Origin of the sequence: Geomicrobium sp. JSM 1781026 (assembly GCF_041949955.1) — a bacterium.
Classification (GTDB): Bacteria; Bacillota; Bacilli; order Bacillales; family Marinococcaceae; genus Geomicrobium_A.
The window spans coordinates 89,638-104,587 of record NZ_JBHFQF010000006.1; the positions used below are offsets into that span (position 1 = coordinate 89,638).

General features: G+C 43.3%; 18 protein-coding genes. 16 read left to right on the forward strand and 2 right to left on the reverse strand.

Going from position 1 to position 14,950, the window contains the following annotated elements; translation table 11 throughout:
- Positions 1 to 150 precede the first annotated feature (150 nt).
- Positions 151 to 972, reverse strand: a complete 822-nt coding sequence (gene uppP / locus ACE1TF_RS12180; RefSeq protein ID WP_375017081.1) for an undecaprenyl-diphosphatase UppP — start codon at positions 970 to 972, stop codon at positions 151 to 153.
- Positions 973 to 1,030: 58 nt separating this feature from the next.
- Between uppP and ACE1TF_RS12185 the strand changes: the two genes are divergently transcribed.
- Positions 1,031 to 1,579 (forward strand): TlpA family protein disulfide reductase, encoded by a 549-nt coding sequence (locus ACE1TF_RS12185; RefSeq protein WP_042397497.1) that lies wholly within the window; start codon positions 1,031 to 1,033, stop codon positions 1,577 to 1,579.
- Here ACE1TF_RS12185 and mciZ read toward each other — a convergent pair whose 3' ends face one another.
- Positions 1,580 to 1,723, reverse strand: coding sequence for a Z-ring formation inhibitor MciZ (gene mciZ, locus ACE1TF_RS12190; RefSeq protein WP_375017084.1), 144 nt, complete (start codon positions 1,721 to 1,723; stop codon positions 1,580 to 1,582). It abuts the gene before it with no gap.
- An 83-nt stretch (positions 1,724 to 1,806) separates the two neighbouring features.
- Between mciZ and ACE1TF_RS12195 the strand changes: the two genes are divergently transcribed.
- From ACE1TF_RS12195 to lysA, 15 genes are all read left to right on the forward strand, one after another.
- Complete coding sequence (locus tag ACE1TF_RS12195) at positions 1,807 to 2,358, forward strand: NUDIX hydrolase (RefSeq protein ID WP_042397502.1); 552 nt, start codon at positions 1,807 to 1,809, stop codon at positions 2,356 to 2,358.
- A gap of 52 nt (positions 2,359 to 2,410) precedes the next feature.
- A complete protein-coding gene (spoIIM, locus tag ACE1TF_RS12200) occupies positions 2,411 to 3,058 on the forward strand; it encodes a stage II sporulation protein M (protein WP_042397504.1) in 648 nt (215 codons plus the stop codon).
- Positions 3,059 to 3,170: 112 nt separating this feature from the next.
- Entirely contained in the window at positions 3,171 to 3,659 is a 489-nt protein-coding gene (gene fur, locus ACE1TF_RS12205; protein ID WP_042427450.1) for a ferric iron uptake transcriptional regulator, read from the forward strand.
- Between the two features lie 117 nt (positions 3,660 to 3,776).
- Positions 3,777 to 4,004: a DUF4227 family protein gene (locus tag ACE1TF_RS12210; protein WP_375017088.1), complete on the forward strand. Its 228-nt coding sequence runs from the start codon at positions 3,777 to 3,779 to the stop codon at positions 4,002 to 4,004.
- Between the two features lie 18 nt (positions 4,005 to 4,022).
- Positions 4,023 to 4,916, forward strand: a complete 894-nt coding sequence (gene xerD / locus ACE1TF_RS12215; RefSeq protein WP_375017452.1) for a site-specific tyrosine recombinase XerD — start codon at positions 4,023 to 4,025, stop codon at positions 4,914 to 4,916.
- Positions 4,917 to 4,939: 23 nt separating this feature from the next.
- Positions 4,940 to 6,139 (forward strand): phosphopentomutase, encoded by a 1,200-nt coding sequence (gene deoB, locus ACE1TF_RS12220; protein ID WP_375017090.1) that lies wholly within the window; start codon positions 4,940 to 4,942, stop codon positions 6,137 to 6,139.
- Positions 6,136 to 6,945, forward strand: coding sequence for a purine-nucleoside phosphorylase (locus ACE1TF_RS12225; protein WP_375017093.1), 810 nt, complete (start codon positions 6,136 to 6,138; stop codon positions 6,943 to 6,945). The genes deoB and ACE1TF_RS12225 overlap by 4 nt, the downstream gene beginning before the upstream one ends.
- 24 nt (positions 6,946 to 6,969) lie before the next feature.
- Complete coding sequence (locus tag ACE1TF_RS12230) at positions 6,970 to 8,268, forward strand: pyrimidine-nucleoside phosphorylase (RefSeq protein WP_375017096.1); 1,299 nt, start codon at positions 6,970 to 6,972, stop codon at positions 8,266 to 8,268.
- 154 nt (positions 8,269 to 8,422) lie between these two features.
- Positions 8,423 to 9,610: a D-alanyl-D-alanine carboxypeptidase family protein gene (locus ACE1TF_RS12235; RefSeq protein ID WP_375017099.1), complete on the forward strand. Its 1,188-nt coding sequence runs from the start codon at positions 8,423 to 8,425 to the stop codon at positions 9,608 to 9,610.
- Between the two features lie 116 nt (positions 9,611 to 9,726).
- Positions 9,727 to 10,080, forward strand: coding sequence for an anti-sigma F factor antagonist (gene spoIIAA, locus ACE1TF_RS12240; protein ID WP_042427456.1), 354 nt, complete (start codon positions 9,727 to 9,729; stop codon positions 10,078 to 10,080).
- Positions 10,081 to 10,521 (forward strand): anti-sigma F factor, encoded by a 441-nt coding sequence (spoIIAB, locus tag ACE1TF_RS12245; protein WP_042397515.1) that lies wholly within the window; start codon positions 10,081 to 10,083, stop codon positions 10,519 to 10,521. It abuts the gene before it with no gap.
- An 11-nt stretch (positions 10,522 to 10,532) separates the two neighbouring features.
- The gene (gene sigF, locus ACE1TF_RS12250) at positions 10,533 to 11,282 is read left to right on the forward strand and encodes an RNA polymerase sporulation sigma factor SigF (protein ID WP_375017102.1); all 750 of its coding nucleotides are present in this window, start codon (positions 10,533 to 10,535) and stop codon (positions 11,280 to 11,282) included.
- A gap of 146 nt (positions 11,283 to 11,428) precedes the next feature.
- Positions 11,429 to 11,986: a stage V sporulation protein SpoVABEA gene (gene spoVAEA / locus ACE1TF_RS12255; protein WP_375017105.1), complete on the forward strand. Its 558-nt coding sequence runs from the start codon at positions 11,429 to 11,431 to the stop codon at positions 11,984 to 11,986.
- A 4-nt stretch (positions 11,987 to 11,990) separates the two neighbouring features.
- Positions 11,991 to 13,472 (forward strand): spore germination protein, encoded by a 1,482-nt coding sequence (locus ACE1TF_RS12260; RefSeq protein WP_042397522.1) that lies wholly within the window; start codon positions 11,991 to 11,993, stop codon positions 13,470 to 13,472.
- Positions 13,473 to 13,536: 64 nt separating this feature from the next.
- The gene (gene lysA, locus ACE1TF_RS12265; RefSeq protein ID WP_375017107.1) at positions 13,537 to 14,823 is read left to right on the forward strand and encodes a diaminopimelate decarboxylase; all 1,287 of its coding nucleotides are present in this window, start codon (positions 13,537 to 13,539) and stop codon (positions 14,821 to 14,823) included.
- The last annotated feature ends 127 nt before the right edge of the window (positions 14,824 to 14,950 follow it).

Consider the following 14,950-nt stretch of genomic DNA (forward strand, 5'->3'; position numbering starts at 1 on the left):
TGTTTGGAAAGATGGAAATGTGAGGAATTTGCAAACAAAAAAGAGTGAGAGGCGGTTTGCCTTTCACTCTTTGAAGGTTTTATGATAGTTTCGTTAGGGGGGAAGATTCTTCTTTGACATCCGAGCTTTCGCTCGTTATCGTAAAGGAGATTAGATGTGCGCAGGCTCTAAAAAGGCCGCGACGAAAACGGCAAGTATAAAACAGTAGATCGCAAAATAGAATAACTTGCTCTTTTCAAGCCAACCTATGAGCCACTTGATGCCAATAATCGAGAAAATGAATGTAACGACGAAAGCTGTGATGAGTGGCACAGTGCCTGCATCAGTCATGCCGCCTTGGAAAAGATCACCAATTGCAAGCACCGATGAACCGAGAATGACCGGAATCGATAACAAAAATGAGAAGCGAATGGCAGTCTTCTTATCAATACCTAAAGCTAAAGAGGCGATGAGTGTTGAGCCAGAGCGTGATACGCCAGGAATGACCGCAAGTGTTTGCGCTAACCCAACAACAATTGCATCGATAAAATTCATTTCGTTAACTGAGCGGGTATGCGTAAACTTAATTCTTTCAATGATTAGTAGAAAGACCCCTGTTAAAAACAACGCGCCAGCGATGACGAACGGTGATTTAAGAAATTGTTCCGCTGCGTCTTCCAGAATAAGTCCAAGTGCCCCGGTAATGGCTGTTGCAATAATGAGGTATAATGCAAAAAGAAAGGCACCACGGTCTTCACGTTTCTTTTCAAACATAAAACGCAAGCTGCCTGTGACGATTGCGAGAATATCTTTTCGAAAGAACAGAACGACCGCAAGCATCGAAGCGACGTGCAAAAGAATTTCAAATGTTAAGCCTTGAAAGTTTGTACCAAAAATAAATTGTAAAATGACAAGGTGCGCCGTACTTGATATCGGTAGAAATTCTGTTAACCCTTGTACAATTCCAAAAATAATTGCTTCAAAAACCGACATAACCTGTTACTCCTTCCGTTTGTAAACCAATTGTATTCATATTGAGGTGAAAAGACCAATGAAAAAATGGATGACGATTTCAGCTGTTGCGATTGCCGCCATCATTATCGTAAGTATCGTCTATGAAAATGTATCCTCTCCACCCGTTGGTGTCAACCACGGAATGGCAGCGCCAGAGTTTTCTTTAGAGCTTGCCGATGGTGAAGGAGAAGAAATGAGTCTATCGGACCAACAAGGGAATCTAGTGATTCTTAATTTATGGGCATCATGGTGTGAGCCGTGTGTGGATGAGCTACCTTTACTGAGTGACTTACACGAAACGTATAAAGACGAAGGCGTCGTAGTCCTCGCCAACAATCTCACAACTCGTGAACGACAAATCGAAAATGCCTTTGAATTTTTGCAGGAACACCCAGTGGAAATGCCTGTACTTATGGATTATGAAGGTGATTTTCTTGACATGTATCCACTGCAAGGGCTGCCGACCACTTATGTGATTGATGAAGATGGCATTATCGCTGACATTATTGTAGGTGAAGTTGATGAGCAAATCATTGAAGCGAGGGTCATGCCTCATATCGAAGAGAAAATGGCAGCCGATGCTTAGTTATTGTTTTTTCGTCGGTGAATGAGTAGCTTCGCACCATTCTTGGACAGTTCGGTAATGTTTTTGATATTCTTTCAACTGATAGAGCACTTGCCAGCTCTTTCCTTGGATGATCACTTGCTTAGGTTGTACGTACACTTTCATCACAAGACCCCCTTGCTCGTTTAGTCCTATCAGTCTTATGCAGGTGAGAGAAGGAATATACGTTAACGTTGGAGGATGACGAGATGACAAACAAAGAAGAAACGATCGCGAAGAAAACGGTATTTGATGGGAAAATCATTCAATTAGAAGTTCATGACGTACAATTACCCGAAGGCAAGAGCGGAGTGAGAGAGGTCGTCAAGCATCCAGGTGCTGTCGCCGTAATTGCTGTGACCGATGACGAGCGGGTGCCTCTCGTGCGCCAATACCGTAAAGCGCCTGAAGAGTCTTTACTAGAAATACCCGCTGGAAAGTGTGAACCGGGCGAACAACCCATCCAGACAGCAGAGAGAGAATTGCTAGAAGAAACAGGATTGCAGGCAGGCTCGCTAACGGAAATTGGCGGCTTTTACACATCGCCAGGTTTCGCTGATGAATTTATTACCGTATTCCTTGCCGAAGATCTCCAACATAAAGAGCAGGCTCTTGATGAAGATGAATACGTTACCGTCGAAATGTGGTCACTGAATCGAGCTTTGAGCGAGGCAATGGAAGGGAAGTTTCGGGATGCAAAAACGGCGTATAGTTTGCTCTATCTAGCAGCGAACAAACACTCTATTATTTCTTCGTCATAAATCTATGAACCTTCTCATACGTTCTAGTAACGGGTAGAGGAGGTTTTTTATCATGAAGTTAAAGCCATTTGTAGAAAGGCAAATCCATATTCATATTTCCGAATATCGATCATTATACGTGTTTTCAGCTGTTCTATTTTTTATGGGCATTATCTTCGGAGCAATTGTCGTTAACAGTCTGAGCTTATCCCAAAAAGAGGATTTGTTCATTTACTTGCAGCAATTTTTTGGACAAGTAGGCGATGGCCAGCTTACCGCTGATGGCGATTTGTTTTGGGAGAGTTTCGTTCATTACATTAAATACATCGGACTCATGTTCGTTCTTGGGTTGTCGGTCATTGGCTCGCCGCTCATCTTGCTTCTATTATTTTTGAAAGGGATCGCGATTGGGTTTACGGTCGGTTTTCTCGTTAATCAGATGGGAATTGAGGGGTTTGTACTTTCCCTTGTCACCGTATTACCCCAGAATATTTTGCTCGTGCCAATCATTATGATCTCTGCTGTTTTATCAGTGGCATTCTCATTGAGATTGATCCGCCAACAGTTCATTAAGACGATTCGCCCAGAACCAATCTTCCCTCACTTTGTTAGGATGTGTATGTTTATGGTTGTCGCAATCGTTGTCATTGTTGGGGCTGCTGCAATTGAAGCATTTGTGTCACCGTCGTTGCTCTCTTATGTGACCGAACAACTCCTTTGAATAACTATTAAATTATAATGATTACAATTTGAAAACGATAATGATTATCGATTAGTATTGACAGTGTTATTTTGAATCATTATAATAACGATAGACATCAAGGGGGGAGATTATGGCTGTGGAAGAGCGTATGACCTTTATAAAGAAGCAGTTGCATTCTCAAAGTTATAAGCTGACACCCCAGCGGGAAGCAACTGTTGAAGTTCTTCTTGAGAATGAAGAAGACCATTTAAGTGCTGAAGATGTTTACTTACTCGTCAAAGATAAAGCCCCAGAAATTGGCCTTGCAACTGTGTACAGAACGTTAGAGCTTTTGAATGAACTTGAGATTGTTGACAAGATTAATTTTGGTGACGGTGTGTCCCGTTACGATTTGCGAAAAGAAGGGGCTGACCATTCGCATCACCATCTCGTCTGCATTCAGTGTGGCGACGTTTCAGAGATTGAAGAAGACCTGCTTGCAGAAGTAGAGACGAAGGTCGAACGAGAATGGAACTTCAAAATAAAAGATCATCGATTAACCTTTCATGGGGTGTGTAATGCTTGTCAGACGAAAGCAGCAGAGCAATCACATCAAAAAGAGACGGTCGGTCAAGAGTAATCCTTATTCGGATCCAGTTCCGGATAAGGTTTTTTGTCGTCTTCAAACGTATAATTCGGACGGTTTTGGGCATAAGATGGTACGAGTCCGAATGTGTACAAAGAGGAGGCAACGACGATGTTTTTACGACTAGAGGCTGTTTGGAATGGCCTGAAAATTTTAATTGTTTTTGTGGCATGCACAGCCATGTTTTACTATGGTATCCTGTTTGTAATGGCAGAATACCAAGGCGATCATCGATTTGATGAGCCTGAAGGAAATGCAATCAAAGTGTTTGAAAGTGATGTGAGTCAACAACCTTCTTTTCAAGAGAGGTTGTGGCATTTCTGGCAGCGAGGTGAATAAATGGCTGAACAGGCGTTGCTGAACGATCCGATAGAAGATTTTTTACACTATTGTATTGTTGAACGTGGGTTGGCTGACAATACGATAGCAGCATATCGGCGGGATTTGCTTCTTTACGCGCAACATATGAAAGCGGAGTACCATTTTACGCAATGGAACGATGTGCAACGCACTCATATTTTGGATTTTTTTTATACGCTTAAAAATGATGGAAGAACGACGTCTTCCCTCGCTCGGGTGTTGTCGTCGGTTCGGGCATTCCATCAGTTTTTACTTCGAGATCGTGTGACAGATCATGATCCATCAGATTTAGTGGAGGCACCAAAAGCAGGGAGAAAACTGCCTGTTGTTTTGTCGATCAATGAAATTGAGAAACTCATTGGAGCAGCCGATGAGTTGAAAAGCCATTATCAACTCCGTGATGTTGCGATGTTAGAGCTCATGTACGGGACAGGCATTCGCGTATCCGAGCTGTGTGAACTCAGCTTTAAAGACGTTCATTTGGAGATGGGATTTGTCCGCTGTATTGGCAAAGGAAACAAAGAGCGAATCATCCCTTTAGGCGAGCCGGCAAAAGTAGCGATCGGTACGTATTTGGATAAAGCCAGACCCGTGATGACGAAAAACGAGTCACATGAATATTTGTTTGTCAACCGAGAAGGTAAACGGTTGAGTCGGCAAGGGTTTTGGAAGCTCCTCAAAAAAACTGTACAACGAGCGGGTATTTCAAAAGAAGTGACACCGCATACGTTAAGGCATTCTTTTGCCACACACTTAATTGAAAACGGTGCCGATTTGCGTGTTGTTCAGGAAATGCTAGGGCATGCGGACATTACAACAACGCAAATCTATTCGCACATATCGAAAAAACATTTACGCCAAGTGTATGTGGATCATCATCCACGAGCGTAAATTGAACAGAGAGGAAGATTTTTGTGAGTGAACGAAAATACAACCGCGTCTTTTTAGTCGTGATGGATTCTCTTGGCATTGGAAATGCACCCGATGCTTTAGAATATAAAGATGAGGGATCGGACACGCTCGGCTCCATTGCACATGCTGTTGGGGGTCTACGTATCCCGAATCTAAACCAGCTCGGGCTCGGTTACTTAAAAGATGGCCCTGGCTTGGAGCAAGTCGAAACGCCGCTCGGGGATTTTGGCAAAATGAATGAGCTATCCAAAAGCAAAGATACAATGACAGGACATTGGGAGCTTATGGGGCTGTTTGTGGACAAGCCATTTCGAACGTTTGAGAACGGATTTCCCGATGCCCTCATTTCCCAATTAGAAGAAGAAACGGGCAGAAAAATTATCGGCAATTGTGTTGCGTCAGGCACGGAGATCATTAAAGAACTTGGTGCTGAACATGTCGACACAGGAGCCCTTATCGTTTATACATCCGCGGATTCAGTATTACAAATTGCAGCTCACGAAGAAGTCGTTCCACTAGAAGAGTTGTATGAGATCTGCGAAAAAGCACGTAAGCTCACACTTGATGAGCCGTACATGCTCGGGCGAATTATTGCACGTCCGTTCGTTGGTGAAAAAGGGGCATTTGAAAGAACAGCGAACCGCCATGATTATGCATTAAAGCCGTTTCAACCGACCGCTTTGAATGCGCTTGAAGAAGGCGGATTTACATCACAAGCGATCGGAAAGATTGATGATATTTTTGATGGAGAAGGCATTAACGATCGGATGAGAACGTCGTCAAACATGGATGGTATGGATAAGTTAATCGAAGCTACTAATAAATCGTTCACGGGATTATCATTTTTAAACCTTGTCGATTTTGACGCGTTATTTGGGCACCGAAGAGATCCACACGGATATGGAAAGGCGATTGAAGAGTTTGATGAGCGGCTGCCTGAACTGTTTGAGAGCTTAAATGCCGACGACTTACTCATGATTACAGCTGATCACGGCAATGACCCAACGTACCGAGGTACGGATCACACGAGAGAACAAGTGCCGTTGCTCGTTTACCAAAAAGGACAGAACAAGTCAGTTAATTTAGGCACAAGAGATACATTTGCCGATGTTGGTGCGACAATTGCGGACAATTTTGGTGTGAAGATGCCTGAGTATGGGACGAGCTTTTTGGACTTGTTAGGGGGGAATCAACCGTCATGAAGACGACTGCAAAAACGATTGAATACATGAGGTCAAAAACCGATGTTGTACCAGAAATTGCCATCATTCTCGGATCAGGCCTTGGGGATTTAGGGGACAAGATCGAAGCAGATGCGATCATTCCTTATGAAGAATTGGACGGTTTTCCGCGCTCTACTGTGTCCGGCCATGCTGGAAGGTTTGTCATCGGTTCACTAGAAGGAAAGTCAGTTATCGCGATGCAAGGGCGGTTTCATTTTTATGAAGGTTATCCGATGAGTGATGTCGTTTTGCCCGTTCAAGTGATGGCAGACCTTGGTGCAAAGACGTTAATTGTAAGCAATGCTGCCGGTGGTGTAAATACTGATTTTTCACCAGGAGACTTGATGCTTATTGATGATCATATTAATCATATGCACAGTCATCCACTGATTGGGCCAAATGATGATGCAATTGGACCGCGCTTTCCGGATATGTCTTCTGCATACGACCGGGCATATAAACAACTCGCCAAACAAGAAGCTGAGAAACTGGGTCTACAAATGAAAGAAGGCGTGTACGCTGGAACGACGGGTCCGACGTACGAGACGCCAGCTGAAGTTCGGATGTTTCGTACCCTTGGTGCTGACGCTGTTGGCATGAGCACTGTACCCGAAGTGATTGTTGCTGTGCATCGGAACATGCGTGTGCTTGGTATTTCTTGCATTTCAAATGCAGCAGCGGGCATTTTAGATCAACCGCTTAGCCATGAAGAGGTAATTGAAACGACGAACGAAGTGAAAGGGAATTTCTTAACACTTGTACGAGCCATTGTTCGTTCATTATAAATTATAAGTACAGGAGTGATCGTCGTGAGAATGGTAGATTTTATTGCACAAAAGCGAGACGGTGGAGCGCACACCGATGAAGAGATCAAACAATTTATTCGTGAATACACAACAGACATCATCCCTGATTACCAAGCATCGGCTTGGGCGATGAGCGTCTATTTTCAAGGCATGACGAAAAGTGAAAGTGCTGCACTAACGATGGCAATGGCAGACTCTGGTGACAAACTAGACCTTTCGAATATCGAAGGAAAAAAAGTAGACAAGCATTCAACGGGCGGAGTAGGCGATAAAACGACGTTCATTTTATCACCACTTGTTGCTGCAGCAGGTGTGCCTGTTGCTAAAATGTCAGGACGAGGTTTAGGTCACACCGGCGGTACGATTGATAAACTTGAAGCGTTCCCTGGATTCCAAACAGAAATGCAAGTCGAAGACTTTATTGATACAGTAAATGATCACAAACTTGCTCTCGTAGGCCAAACAGGTAACTTGACGCCTGCAGATAAGAAGTTATACGCCCTTCGGGATGTGACAGCGACGGTCAATGCGATGCCGCTCATTGCAAGTTCTGTTATGAGCAAAAAGATTGCAGCGGGTGCTGACGGCATCGTGTTGGATGTAAAAGTCGGTAGCGGCGCATTTATGAGTGATATTGAAGCTGCAAGAGAACTTGCTTCTACGATGGTCGATATCGGGAATGAACTCGGCCGGGAGACGGTTGCGGTACTGTCAGATATGGACCAGCCGTTAGGTGAGATGGTTGGCAATTCATTAGAAGTGAAAGAGGCCATTGACGTATTAAAAGGTGGAGGACCTCGGGATGTGAGGGAGTTGAGCATTCGTTTGGCCGCTCATATGCTCGTTCTCGCTGATCGCGTCAAAGATGTAGAGGAAGGCGAAGCGCTTGCAAAAGATCTCATTCACTCTGGAAAAGCGTTACAAGCATTCAAAGAGTTTGTTGTCCGTCAAGGAGGTCAAGGTGAACTCGTTGACCAACCAGAAGACTTCTTAACTGCAAAACACGTCATTGAAGTTGTTGCACAGTCAAGCGGTTATGTAAAACAAATGAATGCAGCAAAAATAGGACAAGCTGCCGGACACCTCGGTGCTGGGAGAATGAAAAAAGATGACCCGATTGATCATAGTGTCGGTGTACAAGTAAAGAAAAAGCGTGGCGACTATGTTGAAAAAGGGGAAGCGCTCGTGTACTTGCACAGCAATACAGAAGACGTTGCCTCTGTAAAGGCACTCATTCAAGAAAGCTATGAAATGACAGAGCAACGAGTTGAAGCGAGGCCACTTATTTTAGATGAAATGTAGAGAACACCGATCCAAGAAGCTTTTGCTTCTTGGATTTTTGTTTGTTTAACGTCAAGATAAACCCGTTAATTGAAGTCTATAAAGCTACAAAAGATGTGTATAGAACGTCTCTTCGTTGGTGAAACTAGTAAAAAAAACGGAGGAGCGTAAACACATGATACGTAAAGGGGCACTATTATTTGTTGCAGTTGTTTTGCTGTTCACAAGTGGCGCAAAACCAACACTAGCGGTCGAGGAATCTATGATTGATGATGCAAAGTCTGCCATACTCATTGAAGCAGATACTGGAGAAGTTTTAATGGAGAAAAATGCGGACCAAGCCCTTCCGCCAGCGTCCATGACTAAAATTATGACGATGCTTTTAATTATGGAGGCAATCGACGAAGGCGAATTAGAGTATGAAGATATGGTATCTACTAGCGAAAAAGCAGCATCCATGGGTGGCTCTCAAGTGTTTTTGGAAGTGGGAGAAGAAATGAGTGTTCGCGATATGCTTAAAGCGATTGCTGTAGCTTCTGGTAATGATGCATCGGTTGCCATGGCTGAACATTTGGCAGGGACAGAAGAAGATTTTGTAGAGATGATGAATGATAAAGCGAAGGAACTCGACTTAAAAAATACGACGTTTCATAATACGAACGGTTTGCCTTCAAGTGGTCATGAAACGAGTGCATATGATCTAGCGAAAATAGCTCGAGAGCTGTTAAAGCATGAGGAAATCACAACGTTTACAAGTATTTATGAAGATTATTTACGGCAAGGCACAGAAGATGAATTTTGGCTCGTAAACACGAATCGACTGATTAAGTTTTATGAAGGGATGGACGGGTTAAAGACAGGGTATACGAGCGAATCAAAATACGGATTAACCGCAACTGCCAAGCGTGATGATATGCGCTTAATTGCAGTTGTTATGGGCGCTGAAACTCCGCAAGTGAGAAATAACACGATTACCGATTTAATGAATCATGGGTTTAGTAACTATCAAGTAGAATCGCTGTTTGATAAAGGGGCTGCGGTAACAACTGTTCCTGTTGAGAAAGGCACGAAAAACTCGGTCGTTGGGAAACTGGAAAATAAAATCAGTCTATTGCTGAAGAAGAATCAAGAATCTGAAGAAGTTGAAGAACGCATCCAAATGAATGATGTGAAAGCGCCAGTTGCCGAGGGCGATACGATTGGAGAATTTCAATTAATTCAAAACGGTGAGCCAGTAGCCTCTTCCAAAATTGTTGCTGCAGAATCGGTAGATAGCGCGTCTTGGTGGGAATTGTTTAAACGCTCAGCGTTAAAGATCATCGGTGTAAACACAGATGATGGGACGATTTCTGACGAATCATGAGCAATGGGAGAAGTTTTGCACTGCTTTTGTCAACTGAAAAGGAAGTCATAAAGTTACGTTGAATGTTATCATGAGACACAATTGATCTATTGCAGTTAGAGAACGGAGGAGCGGTTATGAGTTTTATGGTGGACATTGAAAAAAGGAATAACATTCTTTGTGTGAGGATTCACGGGGAATTGGATCATCACTCGGCAAGTGAGCTAAGAAGGGTCGTCGATGCCGAATTGGACGACCCAGCTACTCGCCATATTATTTTAAATGCTGAAGGACTTACGTTTATGGATAGTTCGGGCATTGGTGTCATACTTGGTAGGTACAAGAAATTGCAAGCACGAGATGGAAAGCTCGTCGTTTGCGGTGTAAGCCCACCGGTTCACCGTTTGTTTGAGATGGCAGGGTTATTTAAAGTTCTAAACGTCGAGGAGCGAGAATCACAGGCATTACGGACATTGGGGGAGGCCGTATAAATGAAAAATGAAATGCAAATCCAATTTTCCGCACAAAGTCAAAATGAATCGTTTGCCCGCGTAAGTGTCGGTGCATTTATTGCACAGCTTGATCCGACTATGGATGAACTAACTGAAATTAAAACGGTTGTTTCTGAAGCCGTCACGAATGCAATTATTCACGGGTATGATGAAAACCCTGCAGGGACTGTCACAATTGCTGTTCATTTAGAAGAAGATGTAATCGCAATTACGGTGATGGATGAAGGGGGCGGAATACCGGATGTGAACCAAGCGAGGGAACCGCTGTATACATCAAAACCCGAGTTGGAACGTTCAGGTATGGGCTTTACCATCATGGAAAACTTCATGGATGAAATGAACATTACGTCTGTCGTTGGTAAAGGAACAACCGTCTACGTCAAGAAACAGCTGTCCAAGAATAAAGTGTTTAATCATTAAGGGGCGTTGTTATGGAGACAAAAACAAAAAAAGGAAAACAACCTTCCGATGAAACGGTCAGACAATGGATTGAGGATAGTCAAGCAGGCGATCGTACGGCACGAGATCAGCTCGTCGAGAAAAACACACGACTTGTATGGTCTGTCGTTCAGCGCTTTTTAAACCGTGGATATGAAGCAGAAGATTTATTTCAAATCGGCTGCATCGGTTTAATGAAGGCGATTGATAAATTTGATTTAACGTATCAAGTGAAGTTTTCAACATACGCCGTACCGATGATTATCGGAGAGATTCAACGATTTATCCGCGATGATGGCACGGTTAAAGTGAGCCGATCATTAAAAGAATTGAATCACAAAATTCGAAAAGAAAAAGAAGAGTTAACGAAAAAATTAGGCCGCGTTCCGACTTTAAATGAAATTGCCGAATCGTTAGACATCACACCAGAAGATGTTGTATTTGCAAACGAGGCAACACGAACGTTGTCATCTCTTCATGAAACGGTATATGAGAATGAAGGGGATCCGATTACGTTAATGGATCAATTGTCAGACCCAGATGATTCGAAGTGGTTTGAAGAGCTGGCTCTCCGAGATGTGGTCACACATTTGGAAAAAAGGGAAAGATTGATCGTATTCTTACGGTATTACAAAGATCAAACACAATCAGAAGTGGCTGAACGCCTCGGTATTTCCCAAGTACAAGTGTCTAGACTTGAGAAAAAAATATTAGAAAAAATGCGAAAAGAAATGGTAGAATGATCTTCGCCTCCAAGGTCCCACATGAATTGTGGAACTTTGGAGGATTTTTGTGCATCGTCATGAAATTTCACATACCGTATTGTTTCATAATCTCTGCATGAATCAAAACGTCTTGAATCATAATAGGAAAGACTAGAGAGAGGATAATGACGATGAGTAAAGTGATTTTTGTCACGGACGGGGATGCAATTGCTGTTAAGGCAGTTCTAGCCGCTACAAAAGTTCTCCACCTCGGGTGTATCATTTTGTCTGGTGGAAATCCCTCTGTGTGCACGTATGAAGATCTTCATAAGGCGATCTTGCACAGTAAGCATGACACGACAGTCGTCATGTTTGATGATGCAGGCACGACGAGCGTGGGACCTGGTGAACGATTAATGAAAAGACTTGTTGAAGAGGGTCACATTCATGTGCTCGGGGCATTGGCTGTTTCTTCAGCAAATCGGTCTGGCGATTGGACGAGGGTCAATGTGTCCATTGACCGTAATGGAAACCTTGTGTCCAATGGGGTCGATAAAGAAGGCATCGAAGAGCTTGATGACCACCGAGTTTACGGAGATACGGTCTACATCTTAGATCAATTGGCTTTACCGATCATCGTTGGTGTAGGTGATTTAGGGAAAATGGGCGGCAAAGATCATCCTCATCACGGCTCACCTGTCACGCAGCGAGCGTTACACCTAATATTGGAAAGGAGTGGCTAATTCGATGGAAGAAAAATCAAAACGAGAACATACACCGCTCTCGACCAACATTCATAAAAATGAAAAGATCTTCAAACAACGTCTCGGCATGGAAGAAAGTTTTGATGTCGGTGTACGTAAGCTAAATGTATTAGAAAAAGAAATTCAAATCTACTATTGTAACGGACTTACGAATATTGAAAACGTCATTGAAGTGTTAAAAGAACTCATGCATCTCGATCATTTAGATCCTGAGGCAACGACTGTTCAAGAGACGATCGAAAATCACCTTACTCATTTGCAAGTGGAGTACACGGAAACGATTGAGGATTGTATTTTTTACATGCTTTCTGGTTTGATCTTTATCACGCTAGAAGGGGAAAATCAGGCGTTCGTCGTAGATGTTAGAAATTATCCAGGACGTTCCCCTCAAGAGCCTGATACTGAGCGTGTCGTTCGTGGTGCACGAGACGGGTACACAGAAAACATCATCGAGAACACTGGGCTTACGAGAAGGCACGTTCGTGATGAGAATTTGCGAAATGAAATTATGCAAGTCGGTGTGCGTTCAAAAACCGATATTTGCATTTCCTACATACACGGAATTGTAGACCCAGACCTTGTAACCATTCTAAAAAAAGAGCTTGAGAGTATTGATATTGACGGAATTTCAATGGCTGACAAAACGATCGAGGAGTACATCGTTGACCAAGGGTGGAATCCATTTCCACTCGTCAGATATACGGAACGACCCGATGTAGCATCGACTCACCTTTTAGAAGGTCACATCGTCTTGTTCGTTGATACATCACCGTCTGTCATTATTTTACCGGTTACGTTTTTTCATCATGTACAGCACGCAGAGGAATACCGACAGTCTGCAGCGGTCGGAACGTTTTTGCGCTGGGTAAGGTTTATCGGTATACTCTCCGCTGTATTAATCGTACCGTTATGGACTTTGCTCGTGTTGCAACCGGATATGATTCCAGAAACACTTAGTTATTTAGGGGTTGAAGAGGAAAACAATGTCCCTTTAATGGCCCAAGTACTCATTGGAGAGTTCGGGATTGAACTGTTGAGAATGGCAGCCATCCACACACCGTCACCTCTTGCGACAGCCCTGGGTCTCGTTGCTGCATTACTTATTGGCGATATAGCGATTCAAGTCGGGCTGTTAACTCCTGAAGTTATTTTGTACATCTCCTTAGGCGCTGTCGGGATTTTTGCAGTTCCGAGTGCGGAGCTTGGCGTTGCTTTAAAGATCTTGAGGATCTTCTTTATCATTGCAACCGGTTTGTTTTTCGCATATGGGTTCGTGTTGTCACTCACGATTGCCTTTATTTGGATGGTACGAATGAAACCGTTTCATAAACCGTATTTATGGCCATTTTTACCGTTTGATCCTGTGGGGATGTGGCAAATTGTTTCGAGAACGACTGTACCAAGTATGAAGTTGCGACCAAAGATTGTGAATCCAAAAGATGTGGTCAAACAAGGGAACAAGTAACAACGCTTCTTTTTGAGAAGTGGAGATGATACAATAATGGGCATGAAATGTAAGAGGTGAGGGCATGTCCAAAAATGTAGAAAAAACCGAACGAACCATCGGAGGCGTGGATGTAGATGAGATCGTTGCCTCTTATGGAACGCCTGTGTATGCATATGACACGGCAATGATCGAAGAGAAGGCAAAAGCATTTAAAGAAGCGTTTGAAACCGCAGGTGTAAGCTATCAAGTGGCATACGCCAGCAAAGCATTTAGTTGTATAGCGATGGTCGAGCTTGCCGACCAGCTTGGTCTTAGTTTAGATGTCGTCTCTGGTGGTGAATTATACACTGCGCAATTGGCAGGCTTCCCACCAGAAAAGATTCATTTTCACGGAAATAACAAAAGCAGACAAGAGATTGTTGAAGCATTAGAAGCAAATATTGGTTGTTTTGTCGTCGACAATTTCCATGAGCTCGACATGCTATCTGAAGAAAGCAAACGGCTTGGGTGTGTCGCCAACGTACTGTTCCGTGTTACGCCTGGTGTCGAGGCACACACACATGCATATATATCTACCGGTCAGGAAGACTCCAAATTTGGTTTCGATCTTACGGGTGGGCAAGCCTTGGAAGCTGTGAAAAAAGCAACTCATGATGCGAATCTACATGTACTTGGGCTTCATTGCCACATTGGATCACAGATTTTTGAGACAGCTGGGTTTAAAGAAGCTGTCCAAGTATTGTACAAACATATTGAGAGTTGGAATGACGAATTCTCCTTTGTGCCTGAAGTAATGAACACAGGCGGAGGGTTTGGCATTCGTTATACGAATGAAGATGACCCGATTCATCCGCAAGCATTCGTTCATGCGGTTGTGAATGAAATACAATCAGAAAGTGAACGCTTGCAACTTCCAATGCCTGAAATATGGATTGAGCCTGGGCGCTCTCTCGTAGGAGAGGCAGGGACAACCTTATATACGGTCGGTGCAGAGAAACACATTAAAGATGTACGACATTACATTAGTGTTGATGGTGGGATGAGCGATAACATTCGACCAGCACTTTATGATGCGAAATACGAAGCGACGTTGTTTCATCATCGCGATACCGAAGAAATGCGGACGTATGCGATTGCTGGAAAAGCTTGTGAGAGTGGGGATATGCTCATTGACCGTATTCAACTCAAAGAAGCGCAACCTGGGGATGTGTTAGCTGTATATTCTACAGGGGCTTATGGATATTCGATGGCAAGTAACTACAATCGTTTGCCAAAACCACCTGTTGTGTTCATTAAAGACGGCAAACATCAGCTTGTCGTGAGAAGAGAATCTTACAAAGATCTAACACAATACGACTTGCATTTATAAGGCAAAACGAAGAAAACTTGAGGTTCAAGCCTCGCATCTGTATAATAGAACATTATTGACTGAGATTAATTTGCGAAAAACATGGCGTGTCCATGTTTTCGTTTTTTTTGAAACGGGAATAATGTAT